Source organism: Frankia sp. AgPm24 (assembly GCF_023243055.1).
GTDB classification, from domain to species: domain Bacteria; phylum Actinomycetota; class Actinomycetes; order Frankiales; family Frankiaceae; genus Frankia; species Frankia umida.
The window spans coordinates 56,662-70,374 of sequence record NZ_JALKFW010000186.1 but is presented as its reverse complement, the minus strand read 5'-3'; the positions used below and the strand labels follow the sequence as shown (position 1 = coordinate 70,374).

Below are 13,713 nucleotides of genomic sequence, written 5' to 3'. Positions count from 1 at the left end.
TAGCGCCCCCATCGCCCCCTTGCCAGGCTTCGTCGTGATCCGGGTCGCATCCCAGCGCCTAAATCGGGCAAACAGGGCGAAGACTTTCGATGGGATCGCATCAGGAAGTCAACTGGACACGCGCAGCAATATCGACTGGAGTCGGTGCTGCCGGTCACATAATTACGACCGTCCCACTGGCGCATGACACGGCTTGTTGCTACGATTTCCGCAAAGCTGTTGAAATGCTAGCAGGTGCCGGCTGACACAGGTAGCCACTGATGCAGGTACCGGCCTGTCCTGGCGGTCGCCAGCAGGTGTTCGGTGCGGGGTGGCCCGCGTGCATCCGCCGGCTCTGGTGGCATGTGACAGCGGTGGCGCGTGACAGTGGTGGCAGACGCAGTCCGCGGGCAGTCGCCCGCTGGGAGGAGAAGTCACAGTGGACCAGGGTGCATTCGAGGGCTTACGCGTCGTCGAGCTGGCGCAGTGGGTCTTCGTCCCTGTGGCCGGCGCGCTGTTGGCGGACTGGGGTGCGGACGTCATCCGGGTCGAGCGCCCCGAGGGCGACCCGTACCGGGCGCTCGCCACACAGGGCATCGGCTCGGATGCCGGCGGGGTGAACCTCTCGCTGGCGCTGGCCAACCGGGGTAAGCGTTCGGTCGCCCTCGACCTGCGCAACGAGCGGGGCCGCGCCATCCTCGAGCGGCTCCTCGAGACCGCCGACGTGTTCCTGACCAACTTCCGCCCCGGGGCGCTCGAGCGGCTCGGTCTGGACGCCGAGAGCCTCACCGAGCGCTTCCCCCGGCTGGTCTACGCCCGCGGCAACGGCTACGGCTCCCGCGGGCCCGATGCCGGTCTGCCCGGCTACGACTCCTCGGCGTTCTTCGCCCGGGGCGGGCTCGCCCACGTCCTGACCCCCGCCGACCGCGACCAGCCGATCGGCCAGCGCGGCGCGATGGGTGACCGCAACGGGGCGATGGCGCTGGCGTTCGGGATGGCCGCGGCGCTGCTGCGCCGCGAGCGCACCGGCAGGGGCTCGGTCGTCGACGTCTCCCTGCTCGGCATGGCGATGTGGACCCTGTCCTCGGACCTGCTCTCGGCGATGCAGGGCCAGCGGCCACGGGCGATGTCCAGCCGCGAGCAGATGCCCAACCCGCTGGTCAGCAGCTACCGCACCAGCGATGGCCGGCACATCCAGCTGGTGTTCCTGCAGCCGGACCGCTACTGGCCGGACTTCTGCCGCCTGATCGACCGGCCGGACCTGATCGAGGACCCGCGGTTCGTCGATCTCGCCGCCCGCGGGAAGAACCGCACGGAGTGCATCGCGGTGCTGGACGAGGAGTTCGCCAAGCGCACCTACGCCGAGTGGAAGGAGCTGCTCGCGGGGATCGACGCCCCGTGGGCGCCGGTCCAGGCCGTCGAGGAGCTGCTGACCGACCCGCAGGTGCTCGCCAACGACTACATCGGCGAGGTGGACGAGGACGGGCTGAAGTACACCCTGCCAACCGTCCCGGTGCAGTTCGACAACCTGCCACCCGAGCTGCACCGCGCGCCGGAGCACGGCGAGCACACCGAGTCGGTGCTGCTCGAGCTCGGGTACAGCTGGGAAGAGATCTCCGACCTCAAGGACGCGGGAGCACTGCCGTGACCCCGGCGGGTACGGCAGGTACGGCGGGCGCCACAGGGCCCGCCGGCGCCGGCACGCCCGCCGCGGTCTCCCCGCGACCGGTACCGGTGCCGGACGAGCAGTCCGCTCCCTTCTGGGCTGCGACAGCCCGCCACGTGCTCACGGCCGCCCGCTGCGCCCGGTGCCGGTCGCTCACGATCCCGCCGGACCAGGTGTGCCCGCACTGCGACAGCACCGATCCGGAGTTCGTGTTCGAGCCGGTGAGCGGCCGGGGCCGAATCCGGTCCTGGACGGTCGTCCGGCAGTCGTTCCTGCCGGGCTTCAACGCCGAACTGCCCTACCTGCTTGTCGACGTCGAGCTGGACGAGCAGAAGGAGTTACGGATGATCGGGCGGCTCCTCGACGGCCCGGACAGCCCCGTGCGACTGGGAACGCCCGTCCGCGTGGCCTTCGAGGACATCGCGGACGGTGTCTCGATCCCCGCCTTCGTCCTCGCGAACAGCGTGGGCGGCTCGGACCCGCGGGAGGACGCATGAGCGGCAGAATGACCTCCAGCAACAAGGTCGCCGTCGTCGGCTACGCGCACAGCGTCGTACAGCGGCACAACCCACGCCCGCTGGGGGCGCTTACCGTCGACATCGTCCGGGAGGCGATCGCCGACGCGGGGCTCACCCCGGCGCAGGTCGACGGGATCGTCGCCGCCACCCTGTTCCCGTCCGCCGGCTCGCACACCATCGAGGACGGCGTGCACACCGTGACCACCAACTGGCTTGCCGAACGTCTGGGCGCCTCGCCCCGCTACGTGGCCGGCTTCCAGGGCGTCGGGCAGGTGTCCGGCTCGGTGGCGCTGGCGGTCAACGCGATCGTCAGCGGGGCCGCCGACTACGTGGTGCTCTACCGGTCACTGCACAACCCCAGGGGCAGTTACCACGCCAGCTCGACAGACGCCTTCGGCGGCCCGGCCCAGTGGACCGCGCCGACCGGCTACTTCGGTCCGCTGGCGATGATCGCCCTGCCGTACAACGAGTACCTCCAGCGCTACGGCGCGACCCGCGAGGCGATGGCCGCGGTCCTGGTGGAGGCGCGCAAGAACGGCGCGCGAATTCCCTGGTCCTACTGGTACGGCAAGCCGCTGACGGCCGAGCAGTACCTCGCCGCACCCACCCTCACCGACCCGATCTGCCGCTACGACTGCGACATCCCGGTCGACGGGGTGGCGGCGTTCGTCCTGACCTCGGCGGATCGCGCGGTGGACGGGCCGAACCGGCCGGTGTACGTCTCCGGCTACGCCCACGCCGTGCCGAAGACCAACAACCGGCTGCCGTTGCACTGGCCGCTCGACGACATCATGACCGCCGGTCTCGACACGGCCCGACGGCTGTGGGAGAACGCCGGGGTGAAGCCGGGCGAGGTCGACCTGCCCCAGATGTACGACGGGTTCTCGCCGTTCGTCTGGTTCTGGCTCGAGTCGCTCGGCCTGTGCCCGGTCGGCGAGGCGCACCGCTTCGTCCAGGACGGACGGATCGACAGCGACCGGCCCGACGGGCTGCCGGTGCTCTCCGGCGGTGGAGCTCTCGGCAACGGCCGGATGCACGGCATCCCGCAGATGCTCGAGTGCTACCTGCAGCTGGCCGGCCGAGCCGGCGACCGGCAGCGGGCCAAGGCCACGCTGGCCGTGGCCTGCCAGTCCTCGCCGCACTACGGCGGGGCGGTCGTCTACAGCGTCGATCCCTTCTGACCCCGCCCGACCGACCCCACCGGGGTCGTCCAGCAGGCACGGTTCACGGTGGGGACGCCGCAATCGTCATCCAGCGAAGGAAAGGGAGAGGCCGGTGGCACTGATACCTCAGACGTCGTCGTACGTCGCCGGGAAGTGGATCGACAGTGGCGATGCCTTCGCCGTGGAGAACCCGGCCGACGAGTCGCGGGTCACCGATGTGGTGAGCGCGCCGGCCGCCGAGTTCGAGCGGGCGATCGTCGCGGCACGCCAGAGCTTCGACTCCGGTGTGTGGGCGGATCTGGTGCCCCGGGAGCGGGCCCGGATCCTCAACGTGTTCCTCGACGCGATCGTGGCGACCCGTGCGGAGCTGGCCGACACGATCATCGCCGAGGCGGGCCTGCCGCGGTTCTTCACTGAGGGCATCCAGGTGGACGGAAGTATCACCCTGGGTCGGGAGACACTCGACCTCTATCTGGCGCTGCCAGAGGAGGACTTCAACCCGGTTCCGGTCAACCAGCTGGTCGCCGGCGGGGCGAAGCTGAGCGTGCGCCGCTACGAGCCGGTCGGCGTGGTGTCCGCGATCACCCCGTACAACGCGGCGATCATCATGGGCATCCAGAAGATCATCCCGGCGCTGGCGGCCGGTAACTCGGTGGTGCTGCGGCCGAGCCCACTCACCCCGATCTCCTCGCTGGTCTTCGGCGCGGCGGCCGAGGCGGCCGGGCTGCCCCCGGGTGTGCTCAGCGTGCTGATCGAGTCGGGTGCGGCCGGCGCGGAACTCATGACCACCCACCCGGCGGTGGACCTGGTGTCGTTCACCGGCTCGACGGCGGTCGGCAAGGCGATCCTCGCCCAGGCCGCGTCCACGGTGAAGCATGTGGCGCTCGAACTCGGTGGCAAGTCCGCGCAGATCTATCTACCGGACGCGGTGGACGCCGCCGCCCGCGGTGGCGCGGCCGTGGTCGCGGCGACCGCCGGGCAGGCCTGCGTGGCCGCGACCCGGATGTTCGTCCCGGCCGACCGCAAGGCCGAGGTCGTCGCCGCGGTCAGCGCGACCTACCAGCACCTCAAGGTCGGAGACCCGGCGGTGGCCGGCACGATGATCGGCCCGGTGATCAGCGCCGGGCAGCGCGAGCGGTGCGAGCGGTTCGTCGCCCTCGCCCAGGAGCACGGCGCCACCGTCGCCACCGGTGGACGTCGTCCCGAGGGCCTGGAGCGTGGCTACTACTTCGAGCCGACCGTGCTGGACCTGCCGGACAACACCAACCCGGCCGCGCAGGAGGAGATCTTCGGCCCGGTACTCGGCATCATCGGCTACACCGATGTCGACGAGGCGGTCCGGATGGCCAACGACAGCATCTACGGGCTGTCCGGCCAGGTCTACGGCGCCGACGTCGCCGCGGCCACCGCGGTGGCCCGCCGCATCCGCGCGGGCGCCGTCAATGTCAACGCCAATGGGGGGCTGAACGCGTACGCCCCCAGCGGTGGATACAAGCAGAGCGGTCTTGGCCGGGAACGCGGGCCGGACGGCATCCGCGCGTTCCAGGAGATCAAGAACCTCACCGTCGGCTCACTGGGCTGACCAGCTTCGGCCGGCAACCACCCGGGGAACGCTCTGGCCAGCCCGGCCAGAGGCCACACTCCGGCCGCGCGACGGCCGAGAAAACAAGGAAGGGAACAAGGAAATGGCATCAGAACTCAACCTGGACTGGCTGATCTCCGTCGACGACCACGTCCTGGAGCCGCCGACGGTGTGGACCGACCGGGTCGCGGCCAAGGACCGCGACCGGGCGCCACACATGGAGATCGACGACTCCGGCATGGACTTCTGGGTCTATGACGGCAAGAAGTTCCCCAGCTCCGGCCTGTCGGCGGTTGTCGGCAAGTCGAAGGAGGAGTTCAGCCCCGAGCCGCTGCCCTACAGCGAGATGCGGCCCGGCTGTTACGACGCCAGGGCCCGGCTCGAGGACATGGACCGCGCGGGCGTGCTGGCCTCGCTGTGTTTCCCGACCATCACCCGGTTCTGCGGGCAGCTGTTCATGGAGGCCAGCGACCGTACCTTCGGGTTCGAGTGCCTGCAGCACTACAACGACTGGATGATCGACGAGTGGTGTGCCGCGGCGCCCGGCCGCTACATCCCGCTGATCCTCATCCCGATGTGGGACCCGCCCCTGGCCGCCAAGGAGATGGAGCGCTGCGCCGCCAAGGGTGCGACCACCTTCGCCTTCTCGGAGAACACCGAGCCGCTCGGCCTGCCGACGATCCACGACGTGAACCACTACTGGGACCCGGTGATGGCCGCGGCCAACGAGCTCGAGATGGTCGTCTCGATGCACGTCGGCTCGTCCTCGCAGCTGCCGGCGATCGCCAAGGACGCGCCGTTCATGGCGAACCTGACCTGGGGTGCCTCGCGGACCTCCGGCACGATGCTGGCCTGGCTGTTCAGTGGCCTGTTCCAGCGGTTCCCGAAGCTGAAGATCGCCCTGTCCGAGGGTGAAGTCGGCTGGATCCCGTACTTCCTCGAGCGCGCCGAGCAGGTCGTCGACAAGCAGCGTCACTGGGTCAAGCGCGGCGGGCGCTTCGACACCCACGCCGGCGCCGGTGACCTCGACCTGGACACGTTCAACGTCCGGGAGACGTTCGCGAACCACGTGTACGGCTGCTTCATCGACGACGCGCACGGCATCGCGAGCATCGGGGAGATCCCCGAGGACAACCTGATGTGCGAGACGGACTACCCGCACTCGGACACGACCTGGCCGGACAGCATCAAGGTCGTGCAGAGCCGGATCCAGCACCTGCCGGACGCGCTCCAGTACAAGATCCTGCGTGGCAACGCCGAGCGGCTCTACCGGTTCACCCCGGCCGAGCCGCCCGTCGCCGCCACTGTCACGAGCGGAGTCTGAGCCGATGGCGGGCCACGTTGTCATCGACCGAGAGCTGTGTCTCGGCAGTGGCATGTGTCTCGTCTACGCGCCGAACACGTTCGCGCATGACGAGCAGAGCAAGGCCGTCATCGTCGACCCGGCGGGCGACTCGGCCGAGGAGATCGACACCGCGGTCGACGCCTGTCCGGTCGGCGCGCTGACCTGGGCTCCCGGCGACGACACGGGCGGCGCTACTGGTGACGTTTCGAGCACGGCAGGTCACGGCTCCACCGCGGGATGACCCGGATGCCGCTGGCGGGCACGGCCGACGAACCGACGGTCGTGCCCGCCAGCGGCGATGTCCCGGTCCAGGCAGCGTCGACGCGGCAGGTGACGAGATGATCCCGGCAACCGAGACAACGACCCTGATCACACATACGAGGCGAGCGGCGAAGTTACGCGAGTGGCTGTCGCCGGAGGTGAGCAGCTGACATGACCACGGCGATCCTGGACCGCGAGCGGATCAAAGCCCTTTTCGACCTGCGCAGCGCCGCCAACGTGTGGACGGGCGGTGACTTCGAAGCCGACCCGTACCCGATCTGGGCGAAGCTGCGGGAAGACGCGCCGGTGCACGAGGGCACTCTGCACAAGCTGACCGGCTACCCGGGCGAGGCGATGTTCCAGGGCCTTCCCGAGCCCGACCGCGCGCATTTCACCGCTTTCAGCTACGCGGCCCTCGACGCGGCCTACCGCGATCCCGAGACGTTCGCCTCGTCGGGATCGGCCATCGACCCGACAACCGCCGGGCTCGAGAACAGCATGATTTACATGGGTGGCAGCCAGCACCGCCGGTACCGCGGCCTGGTGCAGCCGTCCTTTGTTCCGGCCAAGGCCCAGTGGTGGCTCATCAACTGGATCCAGGAAGCGGTCCAGGAGCTCATCAACAACTTCGTCAATGACGGCCGGGCCGAACTGAACGTCGACTTCTGCGCGGCGATTCCGGTGCTGACGATCACCGGAAGCTTCGGTATCCCGCCGGAGGAGGCCCTGGATCTGCGGGCCGTGCTGCAGGATTCGGCGGCGGTCATCCAGCGGCTGGTCCCGATCGTCGCCGCGCGCCGCGAGGAGCCGAAGGACGACCTGATCTCCATCCTGGTCCAGGCGACCATGCAGGACGAGGACGGCGTCTCCCACCAGCTTTCCGACGGCGAGATCTACGCCTTCGCGCTGCTGCTGCTGCACGCCGGGTCGGGCACGACCTGGAAGCAGATGGGCATCACGCTGGCGAACCTGCTGGCGCGTCCCGAGGTGCTCGCGCGGGTCCGCGAGGACCGGGCGCTGCTGCGCCCGGCCATCGAGGAGTCGCTGCGCTGGGTGCCCACGGACCCGATGTTCTCCCGGTATGTCACGAAGGACGTCGAGTTCTTCGGCGCCGAACTGCCCAAGGGCGCCGTGCTGCACCTGAACGTGGCCTCGGCGAACCGCGACCCGGCCCGCTGGGACAACCCGGACGAGTTCGACATCACCCGGCAGGCCCGGGCGTCGTTCGCGTTCGGCGGTGGCCCGCACATCTGCCTGGGTATGCATGTGGCACGCGCCGAGATCCGCGCGGGCGTCTCGGCCCTGCTCGACCGGCTGCCGAACCTGCGCCTGGACCCGGATGCCGAGGCGCCCCGCTTCATCGGTATGTACGAGCGCGGGGTCACCGAGATCCCGGTGCTCTTCGGCTAGGTCCCCGATCAGCCCGCCCACCGACAAGAGGCAGAGATGACGACTGCAGAACCCGGCTACACCGCGCCGGATGCCACCCTGCTCAACGCCGAGCATGTCGCCCGTTACCGTGAGACCAACGGCGAGGTCGGCTACATCTGGAACGGCGTCACGATCCTGCTGCTCACCACGACGGGCCGCAAGTCGGGACAGCCGCGGACCACTCCGCTGATCTTCGCCAAGGACGGCGACGACTTCCTGGTGGTGGCCTCCCAGGGCGGTGCGCCCACGCACCCGCTGTGGTTCCTGAACCTGGAGGCCGACCCGAAGGCCGAGGTCCAGGTACTGGACCAGACCATCCCGGTCCTCGGTCGCGCCGCCTCCGAGCAGGAGAAGCCGCGGCTGTGGGAGATCGTCTCCGCCGCGTGGCCGAACTACCACGTCTACCAGACGCGCACCACGCGGCCGATTCCGGTTGTGGTCCTGACGCCCCGCGGCTAGGACGTCACGTCCACGTCCCGCCTTGTCCCGCCCTCGTCACACCCGCCGCTGGTGGGCGTGACGAGGGCGGGTTCCGTTGCGGGGGCGTCCGGGAACGGCTAGGTTGGCCAATGTCGACATCGATGTCAATTTCATTTGACAGCCGTCCAGCGGCGGAGATCCGATGGCAGGGGTCCGGCAGTGACGAAAGGACTATTTCGGTGACGGTGGGTTACGAGGTTACGGACGGAATCGCCTATCTCTCGTTCAACCGGCCCGAAAAGCACAACGCCCTGCGGGACGAGGATGTCCTGGGCCTGATCAGCGCCCTGGAGCGCCTCGACCAGGACGATGACGCGCAGATCGGCATCCTGTTCGGCCAGGGGCGGTCGTTCTCCAGCGGCGGGGACGTGAAGGACCGGCTGCAGCGCTCGATGGAGGAGGGCAGCACCGGCGGCCGGGCGCACGAGCGCGAGGCCTTCCTGAACACCGTGAACTGGAAGCCGGTCATCGCCGCGACGCACGGTTACTGCCTGGGTCATGCACTGGGGACCGCGTTGTTCTGCGACGCGATCGTCGCCGCGCGCAACACCCTCTTCCAGGTGGTCGAGATCAAGATCGGTCTACCGATGGCCTCGTTCGTCCCCCGGCTCGGCAAGGCGGCGTTCGCCAACGAGGTGTGCCTCACCGGCCGGATGTTCACCGCCGCGGAGGGCCTGGACGCGGGCTTCGTGACCCGTCTGGTCGAGGACGGTGAGCACGTGCGGGAGGCGACGGCGCTGGCCCGCCTGATCCTGGACAACCCGCAGCCCGCCGTACGCGAGCATGTCCGTGTGCGGCGCCTTGTCGCGGCGCAGGACGTGTCTCGCTTCGGGGATCTGTCCGCCACCTTCGTCGACAACTGGACGTCGAACACCGCCGCCCAGGCCGCCGTCGCCGCCCGCACCGCCGGTCTGGCCGCGAAGAGCTGACCGGCCCGCCGCGGGGGCCCGTCCCACGGGCCCGACTGGCACGTTGACGGAGGGATCGCCGTGGAGTTCCATCTGTACCTGCCGCAGATGCGGTTGACCCCGGACCGGCTCGCCGAGCGGGCACGGGCCGCGGAGGCCGCGGGCTTCGACGGCATCGCCGGGATGGACCATCTGGCCCCACCCCTGGCCGAGGACCAGCCGATGTTCGGTGCGGCCGTCACCAATGCCTGGCTGGCCGCGCAGACCACCCGGCTCACGCTCGGCTCGCTGGTGTTGTGTGACGCGTTCCGCCATCCGGTCATGCTCGCCCAGGAGACCGTCAGCCTCGACCATCTGTCCGCCGGGCGCTACGAACTCGGCATCGGCTGGGGGTCACGCGGCGGCGAGTTCACCACCTACGGGGTGACGCCGACCGAACCACGGGCCCGGGTACGCCGGCTCCGGGAGACCCTTGAGATCCTGCGCGCCCTGTGGATGGGCGGTCCGGTCGACTACGACGGCGAGTTCTTCCAGCTGCGCGGCGCCCGACAGGCGCCCGCCCCGCTCGGCCACATCCCGATCACCGTCGGCGGCGCCGGCCCGCGGACGATGGAGCTCGTGGCCGAGTACGCCGACTGGTGGAACGTCCACGTCGGCATCCTCGACCGGTTCGACGAGATGCGCCCACGTGCCGGCAGGGCCCGGGTGTCCCTGCAGCACATGGTCGCCCTGGTGCACACCGAGGCCGACCGGGAGCGGGTGACCGCGACCGCGACCCGCCGGTTCGGCACCAACGGCGTGGTCGTCGGCTCCCCCGCCGAACTCGTCGACTTCTTCGGTGGCCTGCGTGAGCGGGGTGTCGAACGGGTCTACGCCTGGTTCTGCGACTTCGCCGACCCCGCCACCCTGGCCGCCTTCGGCGCGTCCGTCATCCCCGCGCTGCGCTAGCCGCGCCAGCCGCCCCGCTCCGCTCCGCGCCAGCCCGCCCACTCCGCGCCGGGCCCTGGGCCTGGGTGCACTGCTGTTCGGCCTGCTCCATCGAGGGCAGGGTGACGTCGCTGGCCGTGGCCGAGACCGACAGTCCGGTCGCGTCGGTCTCGGCCATGGTGATGATCAGATTGAACGGAAGATCACCCAGGGGGATGGGCAGGGCCGCCAGGGCGCCGGCGAGGAAGCCGAGCGGGATGGTGAGGTTCACGATCCCCTTCAGCGAGATCTGACTGGGGACCAGTGTCAGCTGGTTGTTGTGTACCGCGAAGGTGACGATTCCGGCGACCTGCTGGGTTCCCAGCAGCGGGACCTCCACCGTCGCCGAGATCTCCAGCCGACTACCGCCGTCCACCGCGGTGATGTGGATCCTGCCGGGCTGGGTGGCCAGGTAGGTGTTCAGGTCGGCGTAGGTCATCCGTACGGCCGCCCGCATCCGGTCGACCGTGATCTCGCCATCCCCGCCGGTGGCCAGCTTGAGGATCGGGACGTGCACACCCTGCAACCGGGCGCTGATCGCCTCGATCCGCGGGCCGGGTGTCGGCATGTCGGTCAGGGTCATACCAAGATCGCTGAAGGTCCCGGTGAGCACCTGGGTGAGGAACGGGAAGCCCCCGATGCTGACGTCGCGCACCGTCGGTGGCCGTGTCCCGCAGGGCATGCCGGCCACCACCCCGGAGCGGATCTGCCGGGCCATCTCATGCTCGACCAGCTGGACGCTGACCCGGTCCACCACCACGAACTGCAGGATCAGCGCGATCGGCAACACGATCGACAGCACCCGCCGCCGCGACGCGTGCAGCGTCCAACCTCCCCCGCCGCCCTCGGACGTCCCACCGCCGTTCGTCCCACCGCCGTCCGAGCCGTGATGGCCCAGGCGCGCACCGAGCTGGCCGAGTCGTCCACGCCAGCCACCCTCGACCGCGGTGGGCACGGGCCCGGCGAGGTTCGCCGTCGGAGCTGGTTCGGCGTACCGGCCCGGCGAAGCACCGCCGTAGCCGGCTGGCAGATCATCGCTCGGCTCTGACCACTCGACATCGTCCGATCCAGACCGCCTGGTGTCGCCGGATCGGACCGGATGAGTCTCGCCGGGATCCGCCGGCCGGGAGTGGTCGTAGCCCCGTGACCAGGGCGGTGGCACGTCCGAAGAACCCGCGGGGTCAGGCGGGTCGTCCCAGGCGTCTCCCGGCGTCCGTGCCTGCCCAGCATCCACGTCCCGCACCCTCCAGCTCTGACGCCCCGCGCTCCGCCCCTCGGATCATCTCTCGGCCTCCGGCGCGGCCGTCGTCACGGCCTCTGGACGCGCAGGGCGAGTGACACCGACAGCGTCCGCGGCACCACGCGGAGCAAGCCTGCGGCGCACGGGGCGGGCGGCTCCACTCGGGGCGGTCCGGGTAGATGATGGATCTCCTCTGGTAGCGGACCAATCACCCGGCGAGCAGCGCGGTGGATGAGCGCCGAGACGCATCAGTGCGGGCGGTCCGCCCAGGTTGACAGTTTCCGGGGAAAGTGATGAAGTTAATCCCGGTTAGCCGTTCCAATTTCAGCCTCCCACGATGCCCGAGCCATACTGATGGCACTACGCGTCAGATCTTCGACGCTGCGAAGCCGTGACTGACAGGCATTGCGTCGCGGTCGCATCCATCATGCGCCGACATAGGTGCCGCCAATTCTGCTGACGATGTGTTCGCAGGGTCCGGGTCGCTCTGGGTGCCATACTGAAAGGACATTTCCGTGCCGCACTCCAAGCCGAGTGAACTAAAGCCGGGTCACCTCCGTTGGCCGGTCGCCGGACCATCGTTCAAGTCGGAGCAGTGGGGCGACATGGAGGTCGGCCACACGAAGGTCGAAGAACCCCTTGACTGCACGGACCTCTACAAGATCGGGGGCCTTCCGGGCGGTGTCTGTCAGTGTCCGCACTACGGTTATGTCTTCAGCGGGTCCATCCGCGCGGTCTACCCGGGCTCGGACTGGCCGGATGAGGTCGCGGTGGCCGGTGAGGCCTACTTCTTCCCGGCCGGGCACGTCCTGATCTACCCGGAGCCGACGGAGATCCTCGAGCTGAACCCGGCCGCCGCGCTGGTTTCCTGCATGGAGGCGATGCAGCGGGCCCTCGATCGGGGCGCGTTCGACCAGCCCGTCGAGGAGCCCGTGGCGGCGAGCTGACATCCCTGGTTCGTCAGGCCGGCGCTTCGGCCGGCCGCGGAGGCATCAGCGCTCTCCCGCGGCCGGCCGAGTCCGGCCCCCGTACCACCGTTTCCGATGTTCAGAGGACGACGACGGAGCGGAGCACGTCGCCGGTGTGCATTTTCGCGAACGCGGCCTCGACCCCGTCCAGGGGGATCTCCTCGGTGACGAACGCGTCGAGGTCGAGGCGTCCCTGCTGGTAGAGGTCGACGAGCAGGGGGAAGTCCCGCGAGGGCAGGCAGTCGCCGTACCAGGAGGATTTCAGCGCGCCGCCGCGGCCGAACACGTCGAGCAGCGGCAGTTCCAGGGTCATCTCGGGGGTGGGGACGCCGACGAGGACGACCGTGCCGGCCAGGTCGCGGGCGTAGAACGCCTGCTTGTAGGTTTCGGGGCGGCCGACGGCCTCGATGACGACGTCGGCGCCGAACCCGCCGGTGAGTTCCTGGATGGCGGCGACCGGGTCGGTCTCCTTCGCGTTCACCGTGTGGGTGGCGCCGAAGCCCCTGGCCCATTCCAGCTTGCGCGGATCGGTGTCCACCGCGATGATCTTCGCCGCGCCGGCGAGACGCGCCCCGGCGACGGCACCGTCCCCGACTCCGCCGCAGCCGATCACGGCGACCGAGTCGCCCCGGCCGACCTGCCCGGTGTTGATCGCCGCGCCGAGGCCGGCCATCACCCCGCAGCCGAGCAGACCGACGGCCGCCGGACGCGCGCTCGGGTCGACCTTGGTGCACTGGCCGGCGTGCACGAGTGTCTTCTCGATGAACGCGCCGATACCGAGTGCGGGGGCCAGCGGCGTGCCGTCGGTGAGGGTCATCGGCTGGGTCGCGTTGTGGGTGTTGAAGCAGTACCAGGGCCGGCCGCGCAGACAGGCCCGACAGGTGCCGCAGACCGCCCGCCAGTTGAGGATGACGAAGTCGCCGGGCGCGACGTCGGTGACGCCGGCGCCGACGGTCTCGACGATCCCGGCCGCCTCGTGGCCGAGCAGGAACGGGAAGTCGTCGTTGATGCCGCCCTCGCGGTAGTGCAGGTCGGTGTGGCACACCCCGCAGGTCTGCACCCGGACCACCGCCTCCCCCGGGCCGGGATCGGGCACCCGGATCGTGGTCACCTCGACCGGCGCCCCCTTACCCCGGGCGATCACCCCACGGACTTCCTGCACGGTCGTCTCCTCTCGACGCTGGGATCACGCATCCACCTGCTCGG

The 13,713-nt window shown here is 69.9% G+C and carries 13 protein-coding genes; 11 read left to right on the top strand and 2 right to left on the bottom strand.

The annotated features are described in order from the left end of the window. The first annotated feature begins 418 nt into the window (after positions 1-418). The 10 genes from MXD61_RS14055 to MXD61_RS14010 all read left to right on the top strand — a co-directional run bounded on the left by MXD61_RS14055 (position 419) and on the right by MXD61_RS14010 (position 10,281). Positions 419-1,627: a CaiB/BaiF CoA-transferase family protein gene (locus MXD61_RS14055; RefSeq protein ID WP_248813500.1), complete on the top strand. Its 1,209-nt coding sequence runs from the start codon at positions 419-421 to the stop codon at positions 1,625-1,627. Further along, the gene (locus tag MXD61_RS14050; protein WP_248813498.1) at positions 1,624-2,142 is read left to right on the top strand and encodes a Zn-ribbon domain-containing OB-fold protein; all 519 of its coding nucleotides are present in this window, start codon (positions 1,624-1,626) and stop codon (positions 2,140-2,142) included. The genes MXD61_RS14055 and MXD61_RS14050 overlap by 4 nt, the downstream gene beginning before the upstream one ends. Then, a complete protein-coding gene (locus MXD61_RS14045) occupies positions 2,139-3,344 on the top strand; it encodes a thiolase family protein (protein WP_248813496.1) in 1,206 nt (401 codons plus the stop codon). The genes MXD61_RS14050 and MXD61_RS14045 overlap by 4 nt, the downstream gene beginning before the upstream one ends. 94 nt (positions 3,345-3,438) lie before the next feature. Continuing rightward, positions 3,439-4,908, top strand: a complete 1,470-nt coding sequence (locus tag MXD61_RS14040; RefSeq protein ID WP_248813493.1) for an aldehyde dehydrogenase family protein — start codon at positions 3,439-3,441, stop codon at positions 4,906-4,908. A 103-nt stretch (positions 4,909-5,011) separates the two neighbouring features. Continuing rightward, positions 5,012-6,232, top strand: coding sequence for an amidohydrolase family protein (locus MXD61_RS14035; RefSeq protein ID WP_248813491.1), 1,221 nt, complete (start codon positions 5,012-5,014; stop codon positions 6,230-6,232). A gap of 4 nt (positions 6,233-6,236) precedes the next feature. After that, positions 6,237-6,494 carry a ferredoxin gene (locus MXD61_RS14030; protein ID WP_248813490.1) on the top strand — a complete coding sequence of 86 codons (258 nt, stop codon included), beginning with the start codon at positions 6,237-6,239 and terminating at the stop codon, positions 6,492-6,494. A gap of 191 nt (positions 6,495-6,685) precedes the next feature. After that, positions 6,686-7,924: a cytochrome P450 gene (locus MXD61_RS14025; protein WP_248813489.1), complete on the top strand. Its 1,239-nt coding sequence runs from the start codon at positions 6,686-6,688 to the stop codon at positions 7,922-7,924. A 36-nt stretch (positions 7,925-7,960) separates the two neighbouring features. Next, positions 7,961-8,404, top strand: coding sequence for a nitroreductase family deazaflavin-dependent oxidoreductase (locus MXD61_RS14020; RefSeq protein WP_248813488.1), 444 nt, complete (start codon positions 7,961-7,963; stop codon positions 8,402-8,404). A gap of 200 nt (positions 8,405-8,604) precedes the next feature. Beyond that, on the top strand, positions 8,605-9,354 hold the full coding sequence (locus MXD61_RS14015) for an enoyl-CoA hydratase/isomerase family protein (protein ID WP_248813487.1): 750 nt from the start codon (positions 8,605-8,607) through the stop codon (positions 9,352-9,354). Between the two features lie 60 nt (positions 9,355-9,414). After that, positions 9,415-10,281: an LLM class flavin-dependent oxidoreductase gene (locus MXD61_RS14010; RefSeq protein ID WP_248813486.1), complete on the top strand. Its 867-nt coding sequence runs from the start codon at positions 9,415-9,417 to the stop codon at positions 10,279-10,281. Here the strand turns inward: MXD61_RS14010 and MXD61_RS28490 are convergent. Then, positions 10,262-11,533: a DUF2993 domain-containing protein gene (locus MXD61_RS28490; RefSeq protein ID WP_248813485.1), complete on the bottom strand. Its 1,272-nt coding sequence runs from the start codon at positions 11,531-11,533 to the stop codon at positions 10,262-10,264. The genes MXD61_RS14010 and MXD61_RS28490 overlap by 20 nt on opposite strands. A gap of 611 nt (positions 11,534-12,144) precedes the next feature. Here MXD61_RS28490 and MXD61_RS14000 point away from each other — a divergent pair. Continuing rightward, the gene (locus tag MXD61_RS14000) at positions 12,145-12,486 is read left to right on the top strand and encodes a hypothetical protein (protein ID WP_248813483.1); all 342 of its coding nucleotides are present in this window, start codon (positions 12,145-12,147) and stop codon (positions 12,484-12,486) included. A gap of 100 nt (positions 12,487-12,586) precedes the next feature. Here the strand turns inward: MXD61_RS14000 and MXD61_RS13995 are convergent, their stop codons facing one another. Continuing rightward, on the bottom strand, positions 12,587-13,669 hold the full coding sequence (locus MXD61_RS13995) for an S-(hydroxymethyl)mycothiol dehydrogenase (RefSeq protein ID WP_248813481.1): 1,083 nt from the start codon (positions 13,667-13,669) through the stop codon (positions 12,587-12,589). Positions 13,670-13,713: the final 44 nt, after the last annotated feature.

Excerpts from the sequence above, each read along its gene's own strand:
- MXD61_RS14020 (WP_248813488.1), top strand. The coding sequence starts at position 7,961 with ATGACGACTGCAGAACCCGGCTACACCGCGCCGGATGCCACCCTGCTC.
- MXD61_RS14030 (WP_248813490.1), top strand. The coding sequence starts at position 6,237 with ATGGCGGGCCACGTTGTCATCGACCGAGAGCTGTGTCTCGGCAGTGGC.
- MXD61_RS14000 (WP_248813483.1), top strand. The coding sequence starts at position 12,145 with ATGGAGGTCGGCCACACGAAGGTCGAAGAACCCCTTGACTGCACGGAC.
- MXD61_RS14045 (WP_248813496.1), top strand. The coding sequence starts at position 2,139 with ATGAGCGGCAGAATGACCTCCAGCAACAAGGTCGCCGTCGTCGGCTAC.
- MXD61_RS14025 (WP_248813489.1), top strand. The coding sequence starts at position 6,686 with ATGACCACGGCGATCCTGGACCGCGAGCGGATCAAAGCCCTTTTCGAC.
- MXD61_RS14035 (WP_248813491.1), top strand. The coding sequence starts at position 5,012 with ATGGCATCAGAACTCAACCTGGACTGGCTGATCTCCGTCGACGACCAC.